At 70.2% G+C, this 22,115-nt stretch carries 22 protein-coding genes; 13 read left to right on the forward strand and 9 right to left on the reverse strand.

Features of this window, described 5'->3' with window-relative positions:
• A complete protein-coding gene (locus EVJ50_RS11855) occupies positions 1–984 on the forward strand; it encodes an RluA family pseudouridine synthase (protein ID WP_150885008.1) in 984 nt (327 codons plus the stop codon).
• On the opposite strand, the gene nikE is transcribed toward EVJ50_RS11855, so the two are convergent.
• A complete protein-coding gene (nikE, locus tag EVJ50_RS11860) occupies positions 950–2,623 on the reverse strand; it encodes an ABC transporter ATP-binding protein (protein ID WP_150884210.1) in 1,674 nt (557 codons plus the stop codon). The two genes, EVJ50_RS11855 and nikE, sit on opposite strands and share 35 nt — an antisense overlap.
• Before the next feature lie 42 nt (positions 2,624–2,665).
• Between nikE and EVJ50_RS11865 the strand changes: the two genes are divergently transcribed.
• The 3 genes from EVJ50_RS11865 to EVJ50_RS14710 all read left to right on the forward strand — a co-directional run bounded on the left by EVJ50_RS11865 (position 2,666) and on the right by EVJ50_RS14710 (position 6,671).
• On the forward strand, positions 2,666–5,011 hold the full coding sequence (locus tag EVJ50_RS11865) for a bifunctional (p)ppGpp synthetase/guanosine-3',5'-bis(diphosphate) 3'-pyrophosphohydrolase (protein ID WP_150884212.1): 2,346 nt from the start codon (positions 2,666–2,668) through the stop codon (positions 5,009–5,011).
• 2 nt (positions 5,012–5,013) lie between these two features.
• Positions 5,014–6,255 carry a CHAT domain-containing protein gene (locus EVJ50_RS11870; RefSeq protein WP_150884214.1) on the forward strand — a complete coding sequence of 414 codons (1,242 nt, stop codon included), beginning with the start codon at positions 5,014–5,016 and terminating at the stop codon, positions 6,253–6,255.
• A gap of 239 nt (positions 6,256–6,494) precedes the next feature.
• Positions 6,495–6,671 carry a hypothetical protein gene (locus EVJ50_RS14710; protein ID WP_191964770.1) on the forward strand — a complete coding sequence of 59 codons (177 nt, stop codon included), beginning with the start codon at positions 6,495–6,497 and terminating at the stop codon, positions 6,669–6,671.
• Here EVJ50_RS14710 and EVJ50_RS11875 read toward each other — a convergent pair.
• Entirely contained in the window at positions 6,641–7,180 is a 540-nt protein-coding gene (locus tag EVJ50_RS11875) for a DUF2062 domain-containing protein (protein WP_150884216.1), read from the reverse strand. The genes EVJ50_RS14710 and EVJ50_RS11875 overlap by 31 nt on opposite strands.
• Here EVJ50_RS11875 and mnmE point away from each other — a divergent pair.
• The 6 genes from mnmE to EVJ50_RS11905 all read left to right on the forward strand — a co-directional run bounded on the left by mnmE (position 7,161) and on the right by EVJ50_RS11905 (position 14,393).
• Entirely contained in the window at positions 7,161–8,549 is a 1,389-nt protein-coding gene (gene mnmE, locus EVJ50_RS11880; RefSeq protein WP_150885009.1) for a tRNA uridine-5-carboxymethylaminomethyl(34) synthesis GTPase MnmE, read from the forward strand. The genes EVJ50_RS11875 and mnmE overlap by 20 nt on opposite strands.
• 50 nt (positions 8,550–8,599) lie before the next feature.
• Positions 8,600–9,505: a carboxylating nicotinate-nucleotide diphosphorylase gene (gene nadC, locus EVJ50_RS11885; RefSeq protein ID WP_225322925.1), complete on the forward strand. Its 906-nt coding sequence runs from the start codon at positions 8,600–8,602 to the stop codon at positions 9,503–9,505.
• Between the two features lie 49 nt (positions 9,506–9,554).
• Positions 9,555–9,776 (forward strand): DUF1036 domain-containing protein, encoded by a 222-nt coding sequence (locus EVJ50_RS11890; RefSeq protein ID WP_150884220.1) that lies wholly within the window; start codon positions 9,555–9,557, stop codon positions 9,774–9,776.
• Positions 9,777–9,866: 90 nt separating this feature from the next.
• A complete protein-coding gene (gene argS, locus EVJ50_RS11895; protein WP_150884222.1) occupies positions 9,867–11,666 on the forward strand; it encodes an arginine--tRNA ligase in 1,800 nt (599 codons plus the stop codon).
• 74 nt (positions 11,667–11,740) lie between these two features.
• Positions 11,741–13,294, forward strand: a complete 1,554-nt coding sequence (locus tag EVJ50_RS11900) for a glycosyltransferase family 39 protein (protein ID WP_150884224.1) — start codon at positions 11,741–11,743, stop codon at positions 13,292–13,294.
• Positions 13,272–14,393, forward strand: a complete 1,122-nt coding sequence (locus EVJ50_RS11905; RefSeq protein WP_150884226.1) for a histidinol-phosphate transaminase — start codon at positions 13,272–13,274, stop codon at positions 14,391–14,393. Before EVJ50_RS11900 ends, EVJ50_RS11905 begins: the two co-directional genes overlap by 23 nt.
• Positions 14,394–14,415: 22 nt before the next feature.
• Here the strand turns inward: EVJ50_RS11905 and EVJ50_RS11910 are convergent, their stop codons facing one another.
• The 6 genes from EVJ50_RS11910 to prfB form a co-directional block, all read right to left on the reverse strand.
• Positions 14,416–15,180 (reverse strand): MBL fold metallo-hydrolase, encoded by a 765-nt coding sequence (locus EVJ50_RS11910; RefSeq protein ID WP_150884229.1) that lies wholly within the window; start codon positions 15,178–15,180, stop codon positions 14,416–14,418.
• 58 nt (positions 15,181–15,238) lie between these two features.
• Positions 15,239–15,847, reverse strand: a complete 609-nt coding sequence (locus EVJ50_RS11915; protein WP_150884231.1) for an aminodeoxychorismate/anthranilate synthase component II — start codon at positions 15,845–15,847, stop codon at positions 15,239–15,241.
• Between the two features lie 36 nt (positions 15,848–15,883).
• Positions 15,884–16,321, reverse strand: coding sequence for a diacylglycerol kinase family protein (locus EVJ50_RS11920; RefSeq protein ID WP_225323205.1), 438 nt, complete (start codon positions 16,319–16,321; stop codon positions 15,884–15,886).
• A gap of 100 nt (positions 16,322–16,421) precedes the next feature.
• Complete coding sequence (ybeY, locus tag EVJ50_RS11925) at positions 16,422–16,952, reverse strand: rRNA maturation RNase YbeY (RefSeq protein ID WP_150884235.1); 531 nt, start codon at positions 16,950–16,952, stop codon at positions 16,422–16,424.
• Positions 16,953–16,961: 9 nt separating this feature from the next.
• The gene (locus EVJ50_RS11930) at positions 16,962–17,159 is read right to left on the reverse strand and encodes a DUF3285 domain-containing protein (protein WP_225322926.1); all 198 of its coding nucleotides are present in this window, start codon (positions 17,157–17,159) and stop codon (positions 16,962–16,964) included.
• 10 nt (positions 17,160–17,169) lie between these two features.
• A protein-coding gene (gene prfB / locus EVJ50_RS11935) for a peptide chain release factor 2 (RefSeq protein ID WP_150885010.1) occupies positions 17,170–18,298 on the reverse strand; the annotation gives its coding sequence in 2 pieces (ribosomal slippage) (positions 17,170–18,222 and positions 18,224–18,298; 1,128 coding nt in all).
• A gap of 104 nt (positions 18,299–18,402) precedes the next feature.
• Here prfB and grxC point away from each other — a divergent pair.
• Positions 18,403–18,666 (forward strand): glutaredoxin 3, encoded by a 264-nt coding sequence (grxC, locus tag EVJ50_RS11940; RefSeq protein ID WP_150884239.1) that lies wholly within the window; start codon positions 18,403–18,405, stop codon positions 18,664–18,666.
• A 48-nt stretch (positions 18,667–18,714) separates the two neighbouring features.
• On the forward strand, positions 18,715–19,686 hold the full coding sequence (gene gshB, locus EVJ50_RS11945) for a glutathione synthase (RefSeq protein WP_150884240.1): 972 nt from the start codon (positions 18,715–18,717) through the stop codon (positions 19,684–19,686).
• On the opposite strand, the gene EVJ50_RS11950 is transcribed toward gshB, so the two are convergent.
• Positions 19,644–21,083 (reverse strand): isochorismate synthase MenF, encoded by a 1,440-nt coding sequence (locus EVJ50_RS11950; protein WP_150884242.1) that lies wholly within the window; start codon positions 21,081–21,083, stop codon positions 19,644–19,646. The two genes, gshB and EVJ50_RS11950, sit on opposite strands and share 43 nt — an antisense overlap.
• Before the next feature lie 66 nt (positions 21,084–21,149).
• Between EVJ50_RS11950 and menA the strand changes: the two genes are divergently transcribed.
• Positions 21,150–22,115, forward strand: coding sequence for a 2-carboxy-1,4-naphthoquinone phytyltransferase (menA, locus tag EVJ50_RS11955; RefSeq protein ID WP_150884244.1), 966 nt, complete (start codon positions 21,150–21,152; stop codon positions 22,113–22,115).

Here is a 22,115-nt window from a genome sequence, read left to right on the forward strand (position 1 = left end):
ATGGATCCCACAGCCAGCACCCCCCCGGCCACCGGCTTCGGCGAGGGGCCGGGCGAACTGCTCACCCTCCACTACCCGAAGCCGCTGCCGATGCGTCTCGACCGCTGGCTGGTGAGCCAGCGGCCCGAGCAGAGCCGGGCCCGCATCCAGAAGTTCATCGATGCCGGGTATGTGCGCGTCAACGGGGTGGCGGCCCGCGCCAAGACGCCCCTGCGGGAGGGGGATGCGGTGCAGTTGTGGATGCCGCCGCCGGAGCCGCTGCCCTACCTGCAGCCTCAGCCGATCCCCCTGGATGTGCTGTTCGAGGACGATTCGATCATCGTGCTCAACAAGCCGGCCGGTCTCACGGTGCATCCGGCCCCGGGCAACCGCGACGGCACGCTGGTGAATGGCCTGCTGCACCACTGCCCGGACCTCCCGGGCATCAGCGGCAAGCTGCGGCCCGGCATCGTCCACCGGCTCGACAAGGACACCACCGGCTGCCTGGTGGTGGCCAAGAGCCAGCAGGCCCTGGTGGCCCTGCAGGGCCAGATCCAGCGGCGGGTGGCCTCCAGGGAGTACCTGGCGGTGGTGCACGGATCGCCCCGGGACGACGCGGGCACGATCGAGGGCCCCATCGGTCGCCATCCGGTGGACCGCAAGAAGTACGCCGTGGTGGCGGAGGGGCAGGGCCGCGATGCCCGCACCCACTGGACGGTGCTGGAGCGCTTCGGGGATCACACCCTGATGCGTTTCCGGCTCGACACCGGCCGCACCCACCAGATCCGGGTGCACTGCGCCCACATCGGCCATCCCCTGGTGGGCGATGCCACCTACAGCCGCTGCCGCCGCCTGCCGGTGGCCCTGCCGGGCCAGGCGCTGCACGCCGTGCAGCTGGGGTTGAACCACCCGGTGACCCGGGAGCGGCTGATCTTCGAGGCGCCCCTGCCCGAGGCTTTCGAACGCCTGCTCACGGCCCTGCGTCGCCGGCGGTCGCCGGGCTGACGGGCAGCCGGGGGCAGGCCTCCACCAGGGTGCGGGTGATGGCGGCCTGCGGGGCCTGCAGCAGGGCGTCGCCCGGCCCCTGCTCCACGATCCGGCCCCGTTCCAGCACGATCAGCCGGTGGCAGAAGCCGCCGGCCACGGCCAGATCGTGGGTCACGAACACCATCGCCAGGCCGAGCCGCTCCTGCAGGCCGCGCAGCAGGGCCAGCACCTCCGCCTGCACCTCTGCATCGAGCATGCTCACGCTCTCGTCGCAGACCAGCAGCCGCGGCTCCAGGATCAGGGCGCGCGCGATCGCCACCCGCTGCTGCTGGCCGCCGGAGAGCTGACGCGGCCGCCGTTCGCCGAAGTGCTCGGCCGGGCTGAGGCCCACCTGCTCCAGCAGCAGCCGCGCCCGCTCCCGCGCCGCGCTGCGGCCGGCGAGGCCATGGATCCGCAGGGGATCGGCCACGGCGTCCAGCACCGTCATGGTGGGGTTGAGGCAGGCGAGCGGGTCCTGAAAGACCATCTGCATCCCCCTGCGCGCCAGCCGCCGGCGACCGGAGGGAAGTCCCGCCAGATCCACCCCATCGAGCCGCACGCGCCCGCCCCGGATCGGCACCAGGCCCATCAGGGCCCGGCAGAGGGTGCTCTTGCCGCAGCCCGAGGCGCCCACCACCCCCACGGTCTCGCCGGCCCGCACCACCAGATCCACCCCGTCCACCGCCTTCAGCCACTGCCTCTGCCAGGGCAGGGGCGCCAGGTTGTGCCAGCAGCGCAGATCCTCCACCTGCAGCACCGGCCGCGGCGCCTCGCTCCGATCCGGCAGATCGGGGGTGCCTTCGCCCTCCCGTCGCCGCGCCGCCGCCACCAGCCGCCGGGTCAGCTCCGCCCGGGGGGCCGTGAGCACCCGCGCGGCGGGGCCGATCTCCACCACCCGCCCCTGATCGAGCACCGCCATGCGGTCGCACCAGCGGGCGGCCATGGCCAGGTCGTGGCTGATCAGCAGCAGGGCACTGCCCAGCTCCCGGCACAGGCCGCTCAGCTCGGCCATCACCTGGCCGGCCACCGCCACATCGAGGCTGGTGGTGGGCTCATCGGCGATCACCAGTGGCGGCTCGAGCGCGATCGCCAGGGCGATGGCCAGCCGCTGGCGCATGCCGCCGCTGAATTCATGCGGGTAGGCCCGGCTGCGGGCGGCGCCGATGCCGACCCGCTCCAGCAGGTCGCGGCAGCGCCGGGCCACCTGCTGGCGCGTCCAGTCGGGCCGGTGGGCGCTGAGGGTGTCGCTGAGATGCCGGCCCACCGTCAGCAGCGGGTTCAGCCGGGTCATCGGGTCCTGGAACACCAGTCCGGCTGCTTCCCCCCGCAGCCGCCGAAGCCCGGCCGAGGGCAGCCGGCGCGGATCGCGGCCGCAGAGCAGCAGGCCGCCCTCGCAGCGGCTGCCGGCGGGCAGCAGCTGCATCACGGCCCTGGCCACGGTGCTCTTGCCGCAGCCGGACGGGCCCACCAGGGCCAGGCGATCACCCGCCCCCAGCTCCAGGCTGAGGCCGTTCAGGGTGGCGTCAGCACTGCCGGGGTAATGGAGCCGCAGGTTCTCGAGCTGCAGCACCGGCGTGTCCGCGCCGACCGTCGCGGCGGCCCCTGCGGACGTGGGCATGATCGCGCCAGCTGCATACGATGGAACTCACCGTAGGGATCGATGCTTGAGGGGGCGGCCAGCGAGCGGACAGCCGCGGGAGCGGGCCTCGACGGCCGCCCTGCCGCTCCGCTCGCCGGTTGCCGCAAGATCGCTCCGGACGATTACGGCATCCCCCTGCCTGAGTGGCTGCGGGCCTGTCTGATTCAGGTGCCGCCGGGGGCGGGCCAGTTCTGCCCCACCGATCCGGAGGCCCTGCTCCCGGCCGCCTTCCATTTCGCCTTCCAGCTGCACGAGGGCCAGTTCCGCGCCAGCGGCGAGCCCTACATCACCCATCCGGTGGCCGTGGCCGATCTGCTGCGGGAGATCGGAGCCGGCCCCTCGGTGATCGCCGCCGGTTTCCTGCACGACGTGGTGGAGGACACCGACGTGTCGCCCGAGGAGATCGAGGCCCACTTCGGGGCCGAGGTGCGGGGGCTGGTGGAGGGCGTCACCAAGCTGGGCGGCATTCATTTCACCAACCGCACCGAGGCCCAGGCTGAGAACCTGCGCAAGATGTTCCTGGCCATGGCCAGCGACATCCGCGTCGTGCTGGTGAAGCTGGCGGACCGCCTCCACAACATGCGCACCATCGGCCCGCTGCGACCGGAGAAGCAGCAGCGCATCGCCCGGGAGACCCGCGAGATCTACGCCCCGCTGGCCAACCGGCTCGGGATCGGCCGGCTCAAGTGGGAACTGGAGGATCTGGCCTTCAAGGTGCTCGAGTCCGAGGGCTACCGCCAGGTGCAGCAGGAGGTGGCCAGCAAGCGCAGCGACCGGGAGCAGCGTCTGGGAGTCACGGTGGAACTGCTGCGGCAGCGGCTCTGCGCGGCGGGGCTCGATGCGTGCGAGGTGAGCGGCCGGCCCAAACACCTCTATGGCATCTGGAGCAAGATGCAGCGCCAGCAGAAGGCCTTCCACGAGATCTACGACGTGGCGGCGGTGCGGATCATCACCCCCTCGCTCGACAACTGCTACCGGGCCCTGGCGGTGGTGCACGACACCTTCCGCCCGATTCCCGGCCGGTTCAAGGACTACATCGGTCTGCCCAAGCCCAACGGCTACCAGTCGCTGCACACGGCGGTGATCGGCCGTCACCGGCCGATCGAGGTGCAGATCCGCACCGCCGAGATGCACCGGGTGGCCGAGTTCGGCATTGCCGCCCACTGGAAGTACAAGGAGGGGGGCTCACCCGCCAACGGCGGTTCGGAGGCCGAGCGCTTCAACTGGCTGCGGCAGCTGCTCGACTGGCAGCAGGACGGCGCTAAGGACGACCACAGCGACTACCTGGCCTCGATCAAGGAGGACCTCTTCGATGAGGAGGTGTTCGTGTTCACGCCCAAGGGCGATGTGGTGGGCCTGCGCAAGGACTCCACACCAGTGGACTTCGCCTATCGCATTCACTCGGAGGTGGGCAACCACTGCCAGGGCGCACGCATCAACGACCGCCTCTGCCCGCTGGACACGGCCCTGGAGAACGGCGACTTCGTGCAGATCCTCACCAGCAAATCAGCCCATCCCAGCCTCGACTGGCTCAATTTCGTGGCCACTCCCACGGCTCGCAACCGCATCCGCCAGTGGTACAAGCGCAGCCACCGGGAGGAGAACATGCAGCGCGGCCGCGTCATGCTCGAGCGCGAGCTGGGTCGCGGCGGGCTCGACAGCCTGCTTCAGGGCGAGGCGATGGCGCGCGTGGCCCGCCGCTGCAACCTTCAGGCCAGCGACGACCTGCTGGCGGCCCTCGGCTTCGGGGGAGTCACCCTGCATCAGGTGCTCAACCGGCTGCGGGAGGAGCTGCGCCTGCTCAGCGAGAGCAGCAGCCCGCAGCCCAGCAACGAGGATCTGGCCCGCAGCCTGCAGCAGGGAGCTGCCCCGGCCGGCCAGACCACCCGCACCGCTCCGGTCAGCGCCGCCGACAGCCCGATCCTCGGCCTCGAGGGCCTCGAGTACCGGATGGGCGGCTGCTGCGGGCCCCTGCCCGGGGAAGCGATCGTGGGCACGGTGGCCCTGGGCAACCACGGCATCACGATCCACCGGCAGGACTGCGGCAATGCCGGGGCGATTCCGGCCGAGCGGCGCCTGCCGGTGCGCTGGAACCCGGCCCGCGCCGCGACCGCCGGCCATCGCTACCCGGTGCAGCTCCGCATCGATGTGCTCGATCGGGTCGGCATCCTCAAGGACATCCTCACCCGCCTCTCCGACAGCCGCATCAACGTGAGCGACGCGCGCGTGCGCACCACCGCCGGCAAGCCGGCCCGGATCGACCTCCGCATCGAACTGGAGAGCGGCGATCAGCTGCGCACCACCATGGCCCAGATCCGCTCGATGGCCGATGTGCTCGATCTCTGCCGGGCCGGTATCGGCGGCTGATCATGCGGGCTGTGCGCCACCGTCTGCTCCCCCTGCTGCTGGTTGCCGGTGGCACCGTCCTGATCGGCCCGGCTCCCCCGCTGGTGCGGGCGCAGACCCCGCCGGGACTGAGCGCCAAGATCCTGCAGATGGAGCGTGACAGGGAGGAGGAGTTCGAAGCCTTCTTCGGGGAGGATCTGGCCAGCGTGGAGAAGGAGCCGGACCGGATCGCCGCCGATCTGGAGCGGATGAGCCGCCAGAGCGGCCAACGCTCGGCGCTGCTCTATGCCATTCCGCGGGGGGATCACCTGCACCTGGTGCTGATCCCGCCGGGCGGCACCCCGATCGTGCGCGACCTGTACGAGGTGCCGGATGAACGGCTCGTCCCGACGGCGGCCCGGTTCCACTCCTCGATTCTCAGGCTCGATCTGGCCAGCAGCCGCTCGCTCGGCCGCCAGCTGCACGAGTGGATCGTCGCTCCCTTCGCCGGGGAGCTGGAGGCGATGGACATCGACCTGCTGCTCTTCTGCCTGGGCGACGGCCTCAAGGGCCTGGCGCTCTCGGCCCTGCACGACGGCGAGGGCTATCTGATCGAGCGCTACGCCCTCACGCGCATTCCGGCGTTCAACCTGATCGAGGCCCGGGCGATCGATCGCGCATCGCCCCGTCTCCTGGCGGCGGCGGCGTCCCGGTTCAAGGCACCGGACGTCACGCCGCTGCCGGCCGTGTCCAGGGAACTGGAGGCGATCGGGGAACACCAGACCATGACCATCCTCAGAGACGAGGCCTTCACACGGGCGAACGTCGAGCGTCGCCTGGTGGCCGGAGGCCGACCCATCGTTCATGTCGCGTCCCATGCTCAGTTCCGGCCCGGCAGTCCGCAGGAGTCGTATCTGCAGCTCTGGGATTCCCGGCTCAGCCTGGATCAGTTCGATGCCCTGCCCTGGGACGCCGCCGGCACTGAACTGCTCGTTCTCTCGGCCTGTCAGACCAGCGTCGGCGATGCAGCCGCGGAGAACGGCTTCGCCGGCCTGGCTCTCAAGGCGGGGGTGCCCGCCGCGATTGGCACACTCTGGCCCGTGCAGGATGTGGCCACCGCCAGGCTGATGGCCCGCTTCTATCAGGCTCTTCCGGACGCCCCCACCACCGCCGCCGCCCTGCGGGACGCACAACTCTCCCTGCTGAAGGGTGACGACGCGCCAGGCCCTGACTCCGCCCTGCCGTATTTCTGGGCGGGTTTCACGATGCTGAGCAGTCCCTGGTGAGCTGATGCGGCTCTGGTGAAACCTCTCCGCTGCTTGATACAACCCGGACGGCTTCTGGTTGGCACGCTGTCAATCGCAAGGGCTGCTGTTGCCGGCCTTTTGGTGTGCTTCTCCCGACTTGTCCCGGATCAGGTGTCAGACATGACAGCTGATTGGCCATTCGTCTGCGACAACAGGCCCTGCTTTCACCTCCGGCGCATCTCACGGATGTCCGGACTTCCGCCTTCGCCCATGTCGCCATGACCGCCGAGCAAGCCGCGCAGTTGATCGATCACACCCTCGAGCACGTGGAACAGCGCTGCGCCCTGCTGGAGCAGGGCCGCCAGAGCCACGACCGTTCGGCCCTGGAGGAGGAGTTCCGGGAGTGGGCCCACCCCCGCGGTTCTCACATCGACCTGATGCTCTGTCCCTGCTGATCCGCGGCGGCCTGGCCGGCCTGGCGCTCCAGCAGCCACCAGCAGAGAGCGCCCGCCGCCGCTGCTGCCGCCAGACCCACCAGGCTTGATCCGAGCAGCAGACGGCTGCTGAAGCTCCAGCCCTGTTCCCACAGATCCGCCTCCGCCAGGCCGCCGCTGCGCAGCGTCGCCAGGTCCAGGCCGCCGGCCCCCGGGCCCAGCAGCCAGCAGCCGAGCCGGTAGTTGAACCAGTACAGCGGCAGGTAGGTGAAGGGATTGCTGATCCAGGTGCCGGCCGCGGCCAGCAGGTGGTTGCCCCGCACCAGGCTGGCCAGGGCGATGCCGATCAGGGTCTGCAGCCCGAAGAACGGGAAGCAGCCGCTGAACACGCCCACTGCCAGGCCGCGGGCGCGCTGGCCCGGGGTGCCCTCCTGCCGCCACAGCCAGGTGGTGAAGCGGCGCACCTGGCGGAGCGGCCGAAACTGGTGCCGGAGTGAGCCGGTGCTGCGGTTGGTCGGAGAGGACACCATTGCTGCCGTCGCCACGGCGGTGGCCCCGGCCCAGGGGAGTGTGGCGATCGTAAGGATCTCCGGACCGGAGGCGGAGGCGATCGGTCGGCGGCTGTTCCGCGCCCCGGGGCGCCAGACCTGGGACAGCCATCGCGTGCTCTACGGCCATGTGGAGCATCCCGAGAGCGGCGAGCGCATCGATGAAGCCCTGCTGCTGCTGATGCGGGCGCCCCGCAGCTTCACGGGAGAGGACGTGGTGGAGCTGCACTGCCACGGCGGTCTGATCTGCGTGCAGCGGGTGCTGGAGCTGGTGCTGGCGGCCGGCGCCCGGCCGGCGGGCCCGGGGGAGTTCAGCCAGCGGGCGGTGCTGCACGGCCGCATGGACCTCACCCGCGCCGAAGCCGTGGGGCAGCTGGTGGCGGCCCGCAGCCGCCGCGCTGCCCAGCTGGCGATGGCGGGTCTGGAGGGGGGGCTGCAGCGCCGGATCGACGCCCAGCGCGCCCGCCTGCTGGATCAGCTGGCGGAGCTGGAGGCGCGGGTGGATTTCGAGGAGGATCTGCCTCCCTTCGATGGGCCCGGCTGCGTGGCGGCGTTGCGGCAGGTGCAGCAGGCGCTGCGCGCCATGGCCGAGGAGGCGGGCCGGGCCGAGCGCTACCGGGAGGGGCTGACGGTGGCGATCGTGGGCCGGCCCAACGTGGGCAAGTCGAGCCTGCTCAATGCCCTGGCCCGCCAGGAGCGGGCGATCGTGACGGATCTGCCGGGCACCACACGCGATCTGGTGGAGAGCGAACTGGTGCTGGAGGGCGTGCCCCTCACCCTGCTCGACACCGCCGGCATCCGTGCCACCAGCGATCCGGTGGAACGCCTGGGCATCGCCCGCAGCCATGCCGCCCTGGCCTCGGCCGATGTGGTGGTGCTGCTCTACGACCTGCTGGCGGGCTGGACGCCCGAGGATCAGGCCCTGCTGCAGCAGCTGCCGGAGGGCGTGGTGCCCCTGGTGGTGGGCAACAAGTGCGACGCGCTGGCTGCGACTGGGACGTCGCCTGCACTGTCTGAAGCTGCCGAAATTGGCCCAGTCCAGACGGATGTGCGGATCAGCGCCCTCAGCGGTGCCGGGCGCGATGCCTTCGTGGCCGCTCTGCTGCAGCGCTGCGGTGCCGGTGATGGCGCGGGGCTGCAGATGGCCCTGAACCGCCGCCAGGCGGATCTGGCCTCCAGGGCGGCCGCGGCCCTGGATGGGGCGCTGGAGGCCGCGGCTCAGCAGCTGGCCTGGGATTTCTGGACCATCGATCTGCGGGCCGCCCTGGCGCTGCTGAGTGAGCTGACGGGGGACGATCTCAGTGAGGCCGTGCTGGAGCGGGTCTTCAGCCGCTTCTGCATCGGGAAGTGATGGAAGCGGCGCCATCACAATGCGACTCCAGTGTTTTTCGCCTGTCGCCCGTGGTGTCTCCTCAGCTGGCGATTACTCCCCGGCTGCGGCTGCAGCTGGCCGAGTGGCTGCAGGAGGATCTGGGCCGCGGCGACCTCTCGGCGCCGGCGGTGCGTGGCCGGCAGGGGCAGGCCGAGTGGGTGGCCAAGGCGCCCGGAGTGTTCTGCGGCGGCGTGCTGCTGGACCCCCTGCTGCGGGAACTGCTGCCGGAGGCCGATGGGGCCTGGAGCGTGAAGCGGTTGGTGGCCGAGGGCGAGCCCGTGGCCGCGGGCCAGCGGCTGCTGGAGCTGAGCGGCCCGGCGGAGGCACTGGTGGCGGTGGAGCGCACGGCCCTGAATCTGGCCATGCGCCTCTCCGGCATCGCCACAGCCACGGCGGCCCTGGTGGCGGAGCTGGAGGGAACGGGCGTGCGCCTGGCGGACACGCGCAAGACCACCCCGGGGTTGCGCGAGCTGGAGAAGTACGCCGTGCGCTGCGGCGGCGGCTGCAACCACCGCCTCGGTCTGGACGATGCCGCCATGCTCAAGGAGAACCACCTGGCCTGGGCCGGTGGTGTGGCCCAGGCGATCGCCGCCGTGCGGCAGGCCGCACCCTGGCCGGCTCGGGTGATCGTGGAAGCGGAAACGGCTGAGGAAGCCCGGGCTGCTGTGGCCGCAGGCGCCGACGGGGTGCTGCTGGATGAATTCAGCCCGGAGACGCTTCAGGGGCTGGTGCCGGAGCTGCGCCAGCGGGCTGGCTCACGGCCGGGTGGGGCACCGGTGGTGCTGGAGGCGTCAGGTGTGTCGCCCGAACAGCTGAAGGCCTACGGGGCCACGGGGATTGATCTGGTGTCGAGCAGCGCGCCCGTCACCCGGAGTCGCTGGCTGGATCTGAGCATGCGTTACACCGTTCGGGCGCTGCCCCAGGCTTCGGGGTGAGCCTCCGGTGGCACCGCCTCGGGTCTCCGGCTTGAAGACGACAACAGAGATGGAACGCCCCAACTGCTTCTGCCTGTGGGTGTGCGACGGCTTTGTCAGGCATCTCGGTGTCGGTGGCGGCTGGAGTGGCTATCGCAACTTCTGCGTCGCATCCGAACCCTGCACGATCGTGGGCGATGAAGATTGCTCATCCCGGGGTTATCGCACTGGGGGGTTCAAGGAGATCGACACCGGTGAGGCCAGCCGTTTCACGCTCCGCCTCACGGATTGAGGGCTGGCCCGGACCGGCGGGCTGGGGCTCCTCCGGTCCGCTTCGGGTGCCGGGGGATGATCGGGTGCGCACCATTCACCGACCCTCTGCATGCTCTCGATCGCCCACGCTCTGGACCAGCAGCTCCGTGCGGCGATGGAGCGCGCTTTCCCTGAGGCGTGCGAGGCGGCTCGTCAGGCGGGAGCGCCCCTGAGTCCTCAGCTGGCTCCCGCCAGCAAGCCCGAGTTCGGAGATTTCCAGGCCAACGGTGCCCTGCCTCTGGCCCGGCCGCTCAAGCGGGCGCCGCGGCAGATCGCCACGGCGATCGTCGAGCAGCTGCAGGCGGACCCGGCGTTTCAGGCCTTGTGCGAGCCGCCCGAGATCGCCGGACCCGGCTTCATCAACCTCACGCTGCGTTCCACGACCCTGGCGGCTGAGGTGGCGCGCCGGCTGGCGGATCCACGCCTGGGTGTGGCCCCGGCGGAAGGGGCAGCGCCGGTGGTCCTCGACTTCTCCAGCCCCAACATCGCCAAGGAGATGCACGTGGGCCATCTGCGCTCCACGATCATCGGCGACTCGCTCGCCCGGGTGCTCGAATTCCGCGGCCATCCCGTCCGGCGGCTCAACCACGTGGGCGACTGGGGCACCCAGTTCGGCATGCTCATCACCCACCTCAAGCAGGTGGCGCCCGACGCGCTCACCACCGCCGATGCCGTGGATCTGGGCGATCTGGTGGTCTTTTACCGCCAGGCCAAGCAGCGCTTCGATGGCGATCCGGCCTTTCAGGAGGCCTCCCGCGAGGAGGTGGTGCGGCTCCAGAGCGGTGACGCCCTGAGCCTGAAGGCCTGGGGCCTGCTGTGTGAGCAGTCGCGGCGGGAGTTCCAGCGCCTCTACGACCGGCTCGACATCCGGCTGGAGGAACGGGGCGAGTCGTTCTACAACCCCCTTCTGGAGGCGGTGGTGGAGGACCTGCGGTCCACGGGCTTGCTGGTGGAAGACCAGGGGGCCCAGTGCGTGTTCCTGGAGGGCATCACCGGCAAGGACGGTCAGCCGCTGCCGCTGATCGTGCAGAAGAGCGATGGCGGTTACAACTACGCCACCACCGATCTGGCAGCGATCCGCTATCGCTTCGCGGCGGCCCCTGAGGGGGATGGGGCCCGCCGCGTCATCTATGTGACCGATGCCGGCCAGGCCAGTCATTTCGCCGCCGTGTTCCAGGTGGCCCGCCGCGCCGGCTGGATTCCCGAGGGGGCCAGCGTGGAGCACGTGCCCTTCGGCCTGGTGCAGGGTGAGGACGGCAAGAAGCTCAAGACCCGCTCCGGCGACACGGTGCGCCTCAGGGACCTGCTCGATGAGGCGGTGGAGCGGGCCGAGGCGGACCTGCGCCGGCGCCTGCAGGAGGAGGAGCGGCAGGAGGAGGAGGCCTTCATCCGCCACGTGGCCACCACCGTGGGCCTGGCGGCGGTGAAATACGCCGACCTCAGCCAGAACCGCAACACCAACTACCAGTTCTCCTTCGATCGGATGCTGGCCCTGCAGGGCAACACGGCGCCCTATCTGCTCTATGCCGTGGTGCGGATCGCCGGCATCGCCCGCCGGGGCGGTGATCTGGGGGCGGACCCAGGCGCGGCTGTGCTGCGGTTCACGGAGCCTCAGGAATGGGCTCTGACGCGCCAGCTGCTGCAGATGGACGCGGTCATCGAGGAGGTTGAGCACGACTTGCTTCCAAATCGTCTCTGCGCCTTCCTGTTCGAACTGTGCCAGGTGTTCAATCGCTTCTACGACCAGGTGCCCGTGCTCAAGGCGGATGAACCGGCGCGGACCTCGCGACTGGCTCTCTGCCGGTTGACGGCCGACACGCTGCGACTCGGCCTGGGCCTGCTGGGCATCGCCACCCTGGAGCGGATGTGAGCAGCCACCGGGATCCGAGCCCAATCAATGGCCGCTTGGCAAAGGGCGTTCCTGCTCGGCGCTGCCTGCCCTGGTTGCCCCTGGTTCTCACAGCGGTGGCGATTGCCGTTCTCGCCAGCGAACCCTGGATCGTCGATCACTACCGAAAGGGGCACTTCAACTGGGTTTCAGTCCACTCGCTGGCCATCGCCCGTCACAGCCTGCCCGCTTTCGGTGGGGTGGGCTACTCCTGCGAATGGATCAGGCCATCCGGTTCCCACTTCGACTACTTCAACCGCTACCCCATCGGCTTTGCCCTGTTGAGCCGCTGGCTGCTCTCTCCCTGGGAGACGGATCCAGCGGCCTATCTCTACGCCGCCAGGCAGTGGATGAACGCTCTGTTTCTTTTCACCCTGGCCGCGCTGTACAGCCTTCTGCGTCAGCTCGGTGGCAGCCGGACCATGGCGGTGGTTGCCGTGCTTGGCAGTGCCTGTGCCCCCGCGGCGCTGCACTACAAGTCGATGTTTCATTTCGATCAGCCGGCACTTCTGGCCTACGTGTTGGTGATCCTGGCCGCCATCGCTGTGTTCACAACGCCGCGTCGCCCGGCCTGGCCCTACCTCGGTGCATTGGGTGTCGGTGTGCTCGTGGGCCGATCGGCGATCCTGCTCTGCTTCTCCCTGGCTCTGGCCGTCGTTCTCTCGTGGCGCTCACGGCGTGAGCCGCACGCCGGTGGCGGCACTGGGGCTCGCGCAGCATGGTCCGGCGTCGGCCTGGCTGTGTCCCTGCTGGCGATCGCCACCTCGTACAACGTGATCCAGGAGGCTCGCGCCAACGGCACCTCCTGGATCCGCACGTCGATTGTTGAGTCCTCCCAGCGGCGGCTGGGCTTCACGGGCCGGGGGTTCTCGGAGGAGCATCTCCAGCGCAGCGCCTGGACTGGTGGTGCGATTCCGGAAATGCTGGAGAACCTGCGCGACTGGATCAGCCCGGTCCTTCCTGTCGTGCTTCTCCTGCTTCTGCTCCTGGTTCTGCTTCAGCTGCTCTCAGGGCGTGCTCCCTGGCGCAGCCTGTTGGAGGGCCGTGCACCACGCCTGGCCTGCGGGGCTCGCTCCCGCCGCGCCCTGGCCGTCCCGGTTGTCGGCCTCGCCTCGTTGCTCTGGCTGGTGTTGATGAAGAACCTGGTTGTCTTTCATGACTACGCCCTCATGATGCTGTTGCCCCTGCTGAGCGTGATCCTCATGGGGCTTGGGGAACGTCTGGAGCTTCTCGCCGTGCAGCTGGTCCCCCGATTGGGCAGAGCTGTGGCGCCGACCATGGTCCTGGCGGTGTTGGGCGTGATGCTGGTCCAGGCCGTGGCGGTGTCGCAGTCCCGCTTGCATCCCTCCGCGGAACGACAGGAGCGGCTGGATCTCTTCTTCAGCCAGCTTCAGGCCTTCCGCCTTGTGAGTGATCCCAGGACTCCTGTTCGTCATGAGCAGGATTGGTTGCCCGGATCTCCCTATGCCCAGTGCCTGCTTCTGGATCAGCCATTGTGGACAGAGTCCTCGACCGAGACCGCCGATGGCCTCGCAGCTCAGGAGCCTGAGCTGCTGTCGCCGCCCCGCCTGCCCCCCTGCGCCGCTGATGCGCTCTCCGATCTCCCCTGAGCCTGTCCCCCCTTCCGCACGGGCCGAGGTGGAGGACCTCCAGGCCTACAGCGCGCCACTGGAGGGGCGACGGGGGATGTTGCGGCTCGATTTCAACGAGAACACGGTCGGGCCCAGCCCCAAGGTGGTGGAGGCCATCCGCGCCATCCCACTCGAGCACTACGCGGTCTATCCGGAATACGACGCTCTGATGGACGCGCTCCTCCCGGCACTGCAGGGGGATCTCGGTCCGGGTCGCCTCGAACGTTCCAACCTCGGCCTCTTCAACGGTGCCGATGCCGCCATTCATGCGGTCTGTCAGGCCTATGGCGGACCAGGCGATCGCTTGCTGATCACGGCGCCGAGCTTCGGTTACTACACACCGTGCGCCCGCATGCAGGGGATGACGGTGGTGGCGATCCCCCATCGGATGCCAGGGCTGGTGTTTCCCCGGCAGGCCTTTGAAGAGGCCCTGCCCGAGGCTCGTATTGCGATGCTCTGCAATCCAAACAATCCAACGGGTACCCGTCTGGCCCCTGAGCTGGTCTGGGCGCTGGCCCAGCGATCACCCCACACCCTTCTGGTGGTCGATGAGCTCTACGAGGCGTTCACCGGGGACAGCGTGTTGCCGCTGGTGCTCTCCCGGCGTGAAGGGTTCTCCGCATGCCCGAATCTTGTGGTGCTGCGCTCCTTCTCCAAGACGGCAGGACTGGCCGGATTGCGTCTGGGCCATGCCCTGGGGCATGCCTCGGTGATTGATCGGCTGGAGAGAGTCACCGGCCCCTACGACGTGAACGCCTTCGCGGTGCAGGCCGCCCTGGCGGTGCTGCGCGATCCGGGGTTCATCGAGGCCTATGTGGACCAGGTGCACCGGGCCCGCACCTGGCTGCTGGAGCAGCTCGGGGCTGCCGGTGTGCGGCACCATGCAGCTGGCGGCAACTACCTGCTGCTCTGGCCGCAGCAGCCGGCCGACCGGGTGGAGGCCCGGCTGCGGCAGCAGGGCGTTCTGGTGCGGTCCATGGCCGGCAAGACCCTGATCGATGGCTCCCTGCGGGTGAGCATCGGCACGCCCGAACAGATGGCGCGCTTCTGGCAGGCCTACCGGGAGGCCGATCGCTGAACCGAGGCCAGCGGCGCCGCCCTCAGCGCATCACCTCGATCACGGTTCCCTCGGGCAGGGTTCCGGGCAGCCGCAGGCTGCGGCCCGGCCGCTGAATCGTTGTGCCGGCCATGGCATCGAGGAAGGGCTGGACGCCCTCCTGATCGCACTGCGCGGGCGTGGTGCCGCTCACGTACTGCACCGGGATCACCCGCCTCGGTTCGAGGCTGCGCACCACCTCGGCCGCTTCGGAGCCGTTGTACACCTTGGCGCCGCCGCCCACGCCGATGATCAGCACATCGGGTCGGCCCAGCAGCACCTGGTCCTCGGGCTTCAGCGCCGCGGCGGTCCCGCCCAGATGGGCGAAGGTGAGGCCACCCTGCCGCCAGCGCCAGATGGTGGCCTGCCCGAAGCGTCGGCCGCCGATCCGGTCGTGGGGCGTCGCGGTGCCCTCGATCTCCAGGCCGGCCACCCGGTAGGAACCCGGGGCCACCAGCATGCGGCCGCTTGCCACCGGTGCACCCTCATCGAGCAGGCGGCTGCTGGCCAGGATCACATCGGCGCTGATGCGCGGCTCGGCCAGGCCGGCGGCACAACCCACCGCCTTGAAGGGATTGATCAGCACCGTCGCGCCGCCGCCCCGGATCGCCAGAGCGCTGTGGCCGTAGCTGGTGATGGTCACACCGCTGCCGGCCAGCGCAGCCGGAGTCGCCGACAGCCCCATGGCCAGACCCAGGCCACTCGCCACTCCGAGCGTGGTCGCCAGGGCCGGAACCCTCCGGCGGAGGCGGGTCGCTGGACTGGGCATGGGGAGGGTTCGTGCAGAGCCGCGGCGGACGCTGCGCCGGCCGCGTGTGGGCGCGAACCTAGCAGCGCTGGGCGAGGGCTTCCGCCTCCGTCAGAAAGTTGGCCAGCAGGGCGTGGCCGCTCTCGGTGAGCACGCTTTCCGGGTGGAACTGCACGCCCTGAAGGTGTGGGTGCTCGCGGTGGCGCAACCCCATGATCGTGCCGTCCTCCAGCCAGGCGGTCACCTCGAGGGCGTCCGGCAGGCTCTCCCGCTCGGCGATCAGGCTGTGATAGCGGGTGGCGATCAGGGGGTCGGGCAACCCGGCGAACACGCCCTGGCCGTTGTGGTGCACCGGCGAGGTCTTGCCGTGCATCAGCTCAGCCGCCCGCACGATTCGGCCGCCGCAGGCCTGGGCCAGGCACTGGTGCCCGAGGCACACCCCGAAGGTGGGCACCCGGGGGGAGAGCTGCCGGATCACCTCCAGGCAGACGCCGGCCTGATCCGGATCGCCGGGGCCGGGCGAGATCAGGATCGCGGCCGGATCGAGCGCCCGGATCTGCTCCAGCTCGAGCGCATCGTTGCGCTCCACCCGCAGCTCCCGGGCGATCGGGAAGCGCTCGGCCAGCTCGCCGAGGTACTGCACCAGGTTGAAGGTGAAGCTGTCGTAGTTGTCGAGAACAAGAAGCATGGGGTGCAGCGAGGCTCCGCTGGGAGGGCGCCGCTTTCAGCTTCCCAGACGCAGCATCAGCGGCGGCACCAGCAGCAGCAGAGCCACCAGGAGGGAGGCGATGGCGGCCACCAGCACCGCGGCCGCGGCGCAGTCCTTGGCGATGCGGGCCAGGGGATGGAAGCGGCGGCCGATGGCCAGATCCACCACCGCCTCCACGGCCGTGTTGAGCAGCTCCAGCACCAGCACCGCGGCCACGGTGAGTGCCAGCACGGCCATCTGATCGGCGCTCACCCGCAGCCAGAGCCCGAGGCTGAAGGTGAGGAGACCGGTGAGCACATGGATGCGGAAGTTCCGCTGGCTCACGAAGCCGTAGACCAGGCCCTGGGCGGCGTAGCGAAACGAGGAGGGCAGGTCTCCGGCCACCCGCCAGGCACCGGGGTGGCGGCGGCGCGGGCTCTTCGGCCGCTCCTTCACCGGCGCGGGGGCCGGCATGGCGTCGGCGGAATCGGTCGGACGGAGAGCGCTCATCGACATCGGCACACGCCCGCTGTGGAGTGGCGATCCGCACCATACCCCTGGTGTCCAGGCGGCATCAGGGGGGAGCACTCAGCAGTTCATCCTGCAGCGCCAACATGGCCTCCAGGCTGGCGTCATCCGGGTGATCCCAGCCCAGCAGATGCAGCAGACCATGGCTGGCCAGCCAGCGCAGCTCGTGCGCCAGGCCATGGCCGGCGTCGCCGGCCTGGCGCTGGGCCGTGGGCACCGAGATCACAATGTCGCCCAGCTCCAGAGGAGACCCGGCCGGACCGGACCAGTCGGACGGACCGCTGTCCTGGGCCGGAAACGAGAGCACATCGGTGGGGCCTTCTCGCTGGCGCCAGGCGTGGTTCAGCTCGGCGATGCCCGCGTCGTCGACCAGGTGCAGGCCGAGGCTGTAGCCCCCGGCGCGCAGCGGCGCGGGCAGGCGGCCCTGCAGGGCCTCGAGCCAGTGGCTCAGCAGCTCCATCCAGGCCTGCTCCGAGCGCAGCGCCGGATCGGGGCCGGCCGGACCGTTCTCCGGCGTCTCCGGCGCCTCGGCCAGGGGCCCGGCGACGAAGGCCAGATCCAGCTCAATGGGCGGCATCGGAGCGGCTCACTGCGGCAGGGAGGGCCGGCCGATCCAGGCCACCAGCAGGATGAAGCCGATGAAGCCGGCGGCGGTCAGGCCGAAGTGCAGCAGGCTCTGGCGGCCCTTGCGCACCATGTTGCGCATGGCGAGCTTGGTGAAGCTGGGCGGGGGGGCGACCTCCGTCTCGGCGACAGGGGTGCCGGCGGATTCCTGAGGCGGCAAAGGGCGAGCGTCAGCTGCCGCCATCTTCGCCGGGCCGGTCCACCCCCTGCCGCAGCAGGGCGTTGATGAAGGCATCCAGCTCACCGTTCATCACCGCCTGCACGTCGGTGGTTTCCTCGCTGGTGCGCAGATCCTTCACCATCTGGTAGGGGTGAAACACGTAGTTGCGGATCTGGTTGCCCCAGGCGGCCTCCACCATGTCGCCTCGGATGTCGGCGATTTCGGCGGCCCGCTGCTCCTGGGCGATCACCAGCAGCTTGGCCTTGAGCAGGGCCATCGCCTTCTCCTTGTTCTGGAGCTGGGACCGCTCCTGGGTGCAGCGCACCGCGAGACCGGTGGGGATGTGCAGGATCCGGACCGCCGTCTCTACCTTGTTGACGTTCTGCCCGCCGGCGCCGCCGGAGCGTGAGGTGGTCACCTCCAGATCCTTGTCGGGGATGTCGATGTCGACCTCCTCCTCCAGCATCGGCATCACCTCCACACCCGCGAAGCTGGTCTGACGCTTGTCGTTGGCGTTGAACGGCGAGATTCGCACCAGGCGGTGCGTGCCCTTTTCATTGCGCAGGTAGCCGTAGGCGTAGCGGCCCTCGATCTCGATCGTGGCGCTCTTGATGCCGGCCTCCTCCCCCTCGGAGAGCTCATCCACGCTCACCTTCATGCCGCGCCCCTCGGCCCAGCGGCTGTACATGCGCAGCAGCATCTGGGCCCAGTCCTGGGCGTCGGTGCCGCCGGCGCCGGCGTTGATGGTCAGCACGGCACCCTCCTTGTCGTGCGGGCCGCTGAGCAGACGTTCCAGTTCCCAGCGATCGAGCTCATTCCTCAGCCGGTCCAGACCCTGCTGTCCCTCGGCGAGCAGGTCGTCGTCGGGCTCGAGCTCCGCCAGCTCCAGGCCGGCGCGGGCGTCCTCCACCACGGCACGCCACTGACTCAGCTGCGAGAGCTGCGCCTTCACATCGTCGAGCTGACGCATCTGCCTCTGGGCCGCCTGCTGGTCGTTCCAGAAGTCCGGCTGGGAGGCCAGCTGTTCGAGATCCTGCTGGCGTGCGGTCAGAGCCGGTACGTCAAAGACAGTCCTGGGCATGGCCCAGGCGCTCGGTGAGCTCGGAGAGATCGCGTTTGAAGTCGGTGAGATCGAGCACCCTGCTGCCCATTCCGTTCAAGTGAAATGACCGTATCAGCCGCAGGCCGGCCGGCCATGGCCGGTAGGGTGCCGACCTGTTCCGGCCCTGATCGCTTCTCTCGTATGTCCGCTCGCGTGGAGATCTACACCTGGCGCAGCTGTCCGTTCTGCATCCGCGCCAAGGGGCTGCTGGATCAGAAGGGGGTGGCTTACGAGGAGTACGCCATCGATGGAGACGAGGCGGCCCGGCAGGCCATGAGCGAGCGCGCTGACGGACGCCGCAGCGTGCCTCAGATCTTCATCGACGACCGGGGCATCGGCGGCTGTGACGATCTGCATGCCCTTGAGCGCAGCGGCCGTCTGGACCCCCTGCTCGCGGGAGCCTGACCTCTGCCGGAGGGCATGCTCCATGATTCGGCGCTCTGCCGCGTGGTCATGCGCCACCTTTTCCTGCTCGATCCGCTCGAGCGGTTGAACCCCGCCAAGGACACCAGCGTGGCCCTGATGCAGGCCGGCCAGAGGGCCGGCCTGCAGGTCTGGGTGGCGCAACCCTCAGATCTGTTCAGCCGCGGTGCCGGCTGCTCGGTGCATGCCCGTCCGGCGGATCTCCAGCCCATGCCCCTGGTGGAGGGGGCCTGGCAGGTGCCCGATCCGTGGGTCCGGCTGGGGGAACCGGAGGCTCTGGATCTCACCGCTTTCGGCAGTGTCTGGATGCGGAAGGATCCGCCTGTCAACGAGGCCTACCTGTACGCCACGCATCTGCTCGATCTGGCCGAACGGGCCGGCGTGCGCGTGATCAACCGCCCGTCCGCCCTGCGGGCCTGGAACGAGAAGGTGGGCTCACTGCGCTTTCACGGGCGGATGGCGCCATCGCTGATCGCCGCCGACGTGCCCACCCTCAAGGCCTTCGCGGACGAGCATGGCGAGGTGGTGCTCAAGCCGCTCGGTGGGCGGGCCGGCCAGGGGGTGGTGCGCACCTCAGCCAGCAGCCCCGGGCTGCGGGCGCTGCTGGAACTGGTGACACAGCAGCAGCAGCTCCCTGTGCTGATCCAGGCCTTCCTGCCGCAGGTGGCCGAAGGCGACAAGCGCATCCTGCTGGTGAACGGTGAACCGCTGGGCGCGGTGAACCGCCGGCCGATGCAGGGGGAATTCCGCAGCAATCTCGCCCTGGGCGGCTCGCCGGAGGCCTGCGACCTCACCCCGGTGGAGCGGGAGCTGTGCGCTGAGCTCGCTCCGGCGTTTCAGGCCGAGGGGCTGTTCTTCGTCGGAATCGACGTGATCGGGGGCCGGCTCAGTGAGATCAATGTCACCAGCCCCACCGGCATCCGTGAGGTGGAACGGCTGGCCGCCCAGCCCCTGGCCGATCAGGTGATCGCTCGGCTGCTGACGGATCTCGGAGCCGGCTGAGCCCCCTCATCGCCGCGGGTCAGGACGGCCAGCTTCATCGCCACCTCCTGCAGCTCCCGCTCCACCACCGACCCCCGCACCAGACCGGCCCCGGCGCAGAGCTCCAGTTGGTCCCCCCGGAGGTGGCCGCTGCGGATCGCCACCCGCAGTTCGGCGTCCCCTTCGCCATCGATCCAGCCGATCGGTGCGGCGTAATGCCCCCGCTCGAACGGTTCCAGCGTGCGCAGCCAGTCCATCGCGGCCCGCCGGGGCAGGCCCGCCACTGCCGGGGTGGGATGCAGCACCTCCGCCAGACTCAGGGGGGATCGGCCGCTGATGGCGGCGGTGATCGGGGTGTGCAGGTGCACCAGCGATCCGTGGCGCGCCAGCCTTGGTCGGCGCGGGCAGCGGGGCTGCAACTGCTGCTGCCGCAGCAGATCGGTGATGGTGTCCACCACCAGGGCGTGCTCGCGACGGTCCTTCTCCGAGCGCAGCAGGGCCTCGCCCGGGTCACCCGCCCGGGCGGTGCCGGCCAGGGCGTCGCTGCGCAGCAGACCCTGGCGCACCGTGAGCAGGCGCTCCGGTGAGGCGCCGAAGAACGCATCGCCGCGGTGGCGCTGCCAGAGGAAGCGGCAGCTGCCGGCCTGCTGGCGCCGCAGTCGCTCCAGCAGGCCCAGCGGATGCAGGCCACCGGGAATCGTCAGGCTGCGCCGCACCGCCAGCACCAGCTTGTGCAGTGAGCCGTCCTCCACCAGCTCCAGAGCGCGCTTCACCGCCTGCAGGTACTCCTGCTGCCAGAGCGCATCAGCGCCACCCAGGCGCTGGGGGGCCATGACCGAGGCCCTCTCCTCCCTGCTGCCGGCGACCTCCGGTCCGCCGGCCTCCAGCCGGGCCGCCATCTCCCAGAGTTCCTCGGCCAGGTGCCGGGCCGAACGCCGCCCGTCCAGAGGGCTCTGCAGCCGCAGCCAGCCGGCCCGACCCTGACGGCTCAGCTGCCAGCGCGGCAGCACCGCCTGCACGCCGGGCACCCCCTCGCCGGTCCCGGGCTCGGAGAAGAAGGCGAAGGCCAGCAGCACCCGCGGCCGGGCCTGCGGCGGCAGATCGGCCCGCTCCCAGCACAACCGGCCCAGGGCCAGATCGGCGAAGCGCTGGGCCAGCTCGAAGCGCCGCGGCCCGCTCAGCTCCAGATGCTGCACGCGGCCCGCGGCCGCCAGGCTGAGTCCCGGAGCCCCATCCCAGAGCACCCGGAACGGCTCCTGCGGCGCCAGGCGGGGCAGCGCCGCCAGCGGGTCGAGACCCTGCACCGGCAGCGCCAGGCTCAGCACCCGATCGCCGCTGGCGGCACGACTGCCCAGCAAGGCACGCTCGGCAGCGAGGGCACGTTGGAGCAGGTCCTGGAAGCTGGGGCCGGCCTGCATCCCTGGCGACGCCTGTGAAGCTGCTCAAATGTATGGGCCGTATCCCAGCGTGCGCGGCCCGGACCCATGCCTGACCCCCAGGTCGTCGCAAGCCTTCACGAGAGCACCCCAACCCGTCGCCATCTCTGGTGGGCGGCGGTCAAGTGGCCGATGTATGCCGTGGCCGTGATGCCGGTGCTCCTGGCGGCCGGCTGGCGCTTCGGGGCCGGCCTGCCGGTGTCGAGGGTGCATCTGGCCGGATTCCTCCTGGCGGCCGTGCTGCTGCTGGCCTGGGAGAACCTGGCCAACGACGTGTTCGATGCCCGCACCGGCGTCGACGGGGAGGCCAAGCCCCATTCCCTGGTGGCCCTCACCGGTGCTGCCGCCTCCGTGGCCCTCTGGTCGAACGCCTGCCTCCTGCTGGGCCTGGCCCTGATGCTGACGCTCGCCCTCACCAGTTCGCTGCAGGTGTTCTGGCTGGTGCTGGGCTGCTGCGGCCTCGGTTACCTCTATCAGGGCCCCCCGTTCCGGCTGGCCTATCGGGGCCTGGGAGAACCGCTCTGCTGGCTCGCCTTCGGGCCGCTGGCCACGGCGGCGGGCCTGATGGTGCTGGATCCGCAGGCTCACGGCACTGCGATCCCCTGGCGGCCGGCGCTGGAGCTGGGCAGCGGCCCGGCCCTGGCCACCAGCCTGGTGCTGTTCTGCTCCCACTTTCACCAGGTGGCGAGCGACGCCGCCCATGGCAAGCGCTCACCGGTGGTGCGTCTCGGAACCGGCCGGGCCGCGGCCCTGGTGCCCTGGTTCATCGCCCTCACCCTCGCCCTGGAGTGGGCTCCGGTGCTGGCGGGCCACTGGCCCCTCACCGCTCTGGCCACCGTTGTGGCGCTGCCGGCCGGCAGCGGCCTGATCCGGTTGCTGCGCCTGCATCACCGTCAGCCCGAGCGCATCACCGACAGCAAGTTTCTGGCCCTCCGCTTCCAGACCCTCAACGGGCTGGCCCTGAGCCTGGGCCTGGCGCTGGCCCCCTGGAGTCCCCAGCTGCTGCGGCCTTGA

Source organism: Synechococcus sp. RSCCF101, assembly GCF_008807075.1.
Taxonomy (GTDB): domain Bacteria; phylum Cyanobacteriota; class Cyanobacteriia; order PCC-6307; family Cyanobiaceae; genus RSCCF101.